Source organism: Tissierella sp. (assembly GCF_052089545.1).
Lineage (GTDB): Bacteria > Bacillota > Clostridia > Tissierellales > Tissierellaceae > Tissierella_A.
Genome location: NZ_JBQDAA010000169.1, coordinates 1 through 5,104 on the forward strand (window position 1 = coordinate 1; position 5,104 = coordinate 5,104).

Sequence of the window (5,104 nt, forward strand, 5' to 3'; positions counted from 1 at the left end):
TCAGAGAACAGCTATGTTTTTTTATTTTTACTGACACTTTATTTTACAACTTATATCCCTATCTATCTTTTAAGAAAAGAATCCTTCCACAAGATTCACAATTTATTATTTCTGTTTTTTCCTTTAATCCTTCTATCTTGTATGTAGGTATCTTCATGTTACATCCCATACATATATTATCTTCTACAACAACAATAGGATTATCTTTCCTAGTATTTAACTCATTATATTGTTTTAATAGATCATCATCTATTTTTTTAGCTATTATTTTCATATGATTTTTTTCATCTTTTAATTTATCTTCTGCAGCTTGTAATTCTTTTATACTCTTAGAATATTCCTTATTTATATTTTCCTCAAAATCTTTTAGTATAGACTTATTATCTATATATTTTTTTTCTAATATTTCTTCTTCTTCCATATATGCTATCATTTCTGTTTCTATTTCTTTTAATTCCATATTTAACTGTTCCTTTTCTAAATCTAAATATTCTAATTGTTTTATATCATTTATATTTTCTTTGTACAATTTATCATTTAAATCTTTTATTTTATATTCATATTGAGATAAACTATTTTCATATTTTACAATAGCAGTTTTAATTACAGAAATATTGTTACTTAAAACTTCTAACTTTCTTTTTATTTTTTTTATTTCTATATCTTTATTTAAGCTTTCAATATATCTATTTAAATCATTTATATTTGCTTTTATTTTTTTTATATTTATATTATGATCTTCTAAATCTAATAATAATTCTAATTTATTCATACAATACCTCCTAGTATATTATTGTAGGCACACTCTCTTCTATAAGAACTTCTACATTCAAAGAATCAAATTCTTCATCTATATATTTTTTTATAACAGGAAGTATATGCTTTTCACTATGAAAATGCCCCACATCTATCAATGTTAGTCCCTCTTCATAAGCAAATTGAGCCTCGTGATACTTTATATCACCAGTGATGTATAAATCAGCCCCTGCATCCACCGCATCTTTTATAAAATCGCTACCACTTCCACCACAAACTGCTACCTTTTTTATAGTTTTATTAATATTTCCATATAAAATAAGATTATCTATATTTAAATTTTTCTTTATAAGATTTATATATTTTTTTAATGGAGTCTTAGAAATTTCTCCTATTCTCCCATATCCGTATATAACATTTCCACTTTTGTTTTTCCCCTCAAATATGGATCTCAAGTTTGATGTATTAAATATATTTAATTTTTCAGCTAGTATATGACTTACGCCTCCTATAGCTAAGTCTAAATTAGAATGAGCATTGTATACTGCTATATCATTTTTTATTATATCAATGATAAGGTTTTCTTTTGGATCCGTATCTACTATAGTACTTATTGGTTTAAATATAATAGGATGATGAGTAATTATAAGGTCTATATTTTTTTTAATAGCCTTTTCAAGTATATTTTGATCTAAATCCAGAGATACCAATATATTTTCCACATCCTTTTCTCCAGAACCAATTTGAAAACCAGTATTATCCCAAGAATCTATAATGCTTTTTGGAGCCCAATTTTCCATATGTTTTATTATAGTTTTATTCATCTAATAGTTTGTTTAATTCATTATACCTTTCTATACTTCTTTTGCTCTTTTTTTCCTTTAATACATCTATTACTGACTTTACTGACTTTATTTTATCTTCAACAAATTCTTTTAATAAAGGGTGGTTTTTTTCTATCAACTTTTCACTTATTTCATAATATATTTCCTTTTTAACATCTTCCTTACCTCTTTTTGCATATATAATTTCATAAAATTTGTTATCTTCTTTTGAAAGCTCTTCATCTACTATTTTATAATTATTTTGGCTTAGATATTTTCTTAATTCTTTGCTAGCAACCATAGGTTGAAAGATAAAATAATTTATAGAATCTGTAATTTTTTTATCTTTTTTTAATATATTTTGGATCAATATTCCACCCATACCTGCCATTATAACCCCGTCTACTTCATATGGTCTAATTACATCTAGACCATCGCCCAATCTACTACTTATATTTTCTTCTAGCCCTTTCTTTTTAATAAGTTCTATTGTTTTCTTTAAAGAATTGCGACTAACATCTGATGCTATAGCTTTTTTACAAATATTTTTTTCTACAATATATATAGGAACATATCCATGGTCAGTTCCTACATCCAAAATAATAGTATCTTCTTTCACAAATTTTATTATTTTCATTAATCTATCACTTAAATTCATACCTTCACCTCTTTTTTATATAATTAAAGATTCGCATATATGCGAATCTTTTTTTATTCTAAAAAGTCTTTTAATTTTTTACTTCTGCTTGGATGTCTAAGCTTTCTAAGAGCTTTAGCCTCTATTTGTCTAATTCTTTCACGAGTAACATCAAATTCCTTACCTACTTCTTCAAGTGTTCTAGCTCTACCATCATCCAATCCAAAGCGTAGTCTTAATACCTTTTGTTCTCTTGGAGTAAGCCCATCTAAAACTTCAATAAGTTGTTCTCTAAGCATTGTAAAATTAGCTGCTTCTGATGGTGATAGTATGTCTTCATCAGGTATAAAATCGCCTAAATGACTATCTTCTTCTTCACCTATTGGCGTTTCAAGTGATACTGGTTCTTGAGCAATTTTCATGATTTCTCGTACCTTTTCAACATTTAGACCCATCTCTTTTGCTATTTCCTCTGGCAGGGCATCTCTTCCTAACTCTTGTACAAGTTGTCTTTGTATTCTTACGAGTTTATTAATAGTTTCAACCATATGAACTGGGACTCTTATAGTTCTAGCCTGATCTGCTATAGAACGAGTTATAGCTTGCCTAATCCACCAAGTTGCATATGTACTAAATTTAAATCCTTTTTTATATTCAAATTTATCTACTGCTTTCATAAGTCCTAAATTTCCTTCTTGTATAAGATCTAAGAAAAGCATACCCCTTCCTACATATCTTTTTGCAATACTTACAACTAATCTAAGGTTAGCCTCTGCCAACTCCCTTTTAGCGAACTCATCGCCTTCTTCCATTCTTTTAGCTATACTTACCTCTTGTTCACCAGTAAGAAGAGGGATTTTCCCTATTTCTTTTAAATACATTCTTACTGGGTCATCTACACTTATTCCTTTAGGAACAGATAAGTTTTCGGTCTTAGCTGATTTTGCTTCCTTTTCTATTTCTTCAGTCTCTAGTTCTATACTTTCTAGTTGATCCATTATTTCTTGATATGTTAATTTACCACTCTTTTTTCCCTTTGTTGTCAAAGATTTAAGTGAAGCTTCAAATTTGTTCATTTTTTTATCTTTTTTCTTTGCGCTGTTCACAATCGTACCCCCTACTTATATCTAATAGATTCTATTTCATTATTTAAATCGGTTAGTTCTATACATAATTTTATAAACTCTTCTTTTTCTCTTTCCATTTTATCTGGATTTTCTTCTAAATCTTCGATTAGCTTGATTGTTTTTTTTCTTTTTTCTTCTAAACTATTTAAAGTTATGGTATTTATTAAGTCTGATATTACCTTTTCTATATTTGTAGGTTTATATTCTAAAGATTCTTTATGGATACTATTTAATAAGTCTTCATTCATACCTTTATTTAAAGCTTCCTTTAGTATATCATCTATATTTAAAATATCATTATTTTCATATTTTGTTTTTATAATATCATAAATTACACTGAATTCTAAATTAGAAAAGTCTTCACCAAAAAGTTCTTTTTCTATAAGATGAAAGTATTCTCTGTCCATGACCATAAGTTCTACAAGGTTAATTTGTGCTTTTATATGAGCAGATTTAATTTTAAAACTTTCATTTAATTCGTCTTTATTAATCTTAGGTTTTACAGTTTTAGTAGTTTTATAATTCCTGTATTTATTATTTCTTATTTCTTTTTCTATTGCTCTTCTATTTATTCCAGTATCATTTGATATCTTTTCTATATAAACATCTTGTTCAATTGGGCTTTTTACCTTTTTTATTAACTTTGTTATTTCTTTAGTAAATTTTATTTTTTCTTCAACATTGTTTATATTATATTTTTCCTTATTCAAATTTATATTATAATCAATGGGACTTAAAGCCTTTTTAAATAAATGTTCAAATCTTATCTTTCCTTCTTTTTTTATATAATCATCTGGATCCATACCTTTAGGAAATTGTATAATTTTAGGTTTTATATTCTCATCAGACATTATATCTATAGATCTTAAGGTGGCTTTGATACCTGCTTCATCTGAATCATATGCTATATAAATCTCTTCTCCATATCTTTTTAAAAGTTTAGCTTGACTCGCTGTAAGAGCAGTCCCAAGACTTGCCACAGCATAGTTTATACCTTTAGAAAAGAGAGCGATCACATCCATATATCCTTCTACTAAAATTATTCTCTTTTTATCAGAATATTTTTTGACAAGATTTAATCCATATAAATTGTTTCCTTTATTAAAAATAAGACTTTCTTTAGAATTTAAATATTTAGGCATGGAATCATCTATTACCCTTCCTCCAAAACCTATAACCTTATTTCTTCTATTTATTATTGGAAATATTATCCTATTTCTAAATCTATCATAATATCCATTGCTACTTTTCCTTTTGTTTATAAGACCAACTTTTTCTATCTCTTCTTCTTTATACCCTTTGGATATTAAATATTTATATAAAAGTTCCCATTTATCAGGTATAAATCCTAGTCCAAATCTTTTTATATCATTATATCCTATTTCTCTTTTATTTAAATATTCTAGTGCAAACTTATTTTCTAAAAGTATCTGATGAAAAAATCTTCCAGCTTCTCTATTTATATCATATAAAGTCTTTCTTTCTTCTATTTCTTTAGCATCTATTTCTTTTCCATCTAATTCGATATTTAGTTTGTCTGCTAAAAACTTTACCGCTTCTTTAAAGTCTAAGTTTTCTTTTTTCATTATAAAAGTGATACTATCTCCACTTTCTCCACATCCAAAACAATGGAAAAACTGTTTTGAACTAGACACTGTAAAAGAAGGTGTTTTTTCATTATGAAAAGGGCAAAGTCCTACTAAATTAGCACCAGATTTATTTAAATTAATATATTCAGAAACTGTATCTACAATATCTAC

The 5,104-nt window shown here is 26.6% G+C and carries 5 protein-coding genes; all 5 read right to left on the bottom strand.

All coding sequences use genetic code 11. The annotated features are described in order from the left end of the window. Positions 1-58: 58 nt before the first annotated feature. On the bottom strand, positions 59-772 hold the full coding sequence (locus tag ACTHW2_RS10565; RefSeq protein ID WP_442263880.1) for a zinc ribbon domain-containing protein: 714 nt from the start codon (positions 770-772) through the stop codon (positions 59-61). 10 nt (positions 773-782) lie between these two features. Beyond that, positions 783-1,580, bottom strand: a complete 798-nt coding sequence (locus ACTHW2_RS10570; RefSeq protein WP_442263881.1) for a Nif3-like dinuclear metal center hexameric protein — start codon at positions 1,578-1,580, stop codon at positions 783-785. Next, positions 1,573-2,238: a tRNA (adenine(22)-N(1))-methyltransferase gene (locus tag ACTHW2_RS10575; protein WP_442263882.1), complete on the bottom strand. Its 666-nt coding sequence runs from the start codon at positions 2,236-2,238 to the stop codon at positions 1,573-1,575. The genes ACTHW2_RS10570 and ACTHW2_RS10575 overlap by 8 nt, the downstream gene beginning before the upstream one ends. 53 nt (positions 2,239-2,291) lie before the next feature. Continuing rightward, on the bottom strand, positions 2,292-3,293 hold the full coding sequence (gene rpoD / locus ACTHW2_RS10580; RefSeq protein WP_442263884.1) for an RNA polymerase sigma factor RpoD: 1,002 nt from the start codon (positions 3,291-3,293) through the stop codon (positions 2,292-2,294). A 41-nt stretch (positions 3,294-3,334) separates the two neighbouring features. Beyond that, on the bottom strand, positions 3,335-5,104 hold a 1,770-nt coding region (gene dnaG / locus ACTHW2_RS10585), incomplete at its 5' end, for a DNA primase (protein WP_442263883.1).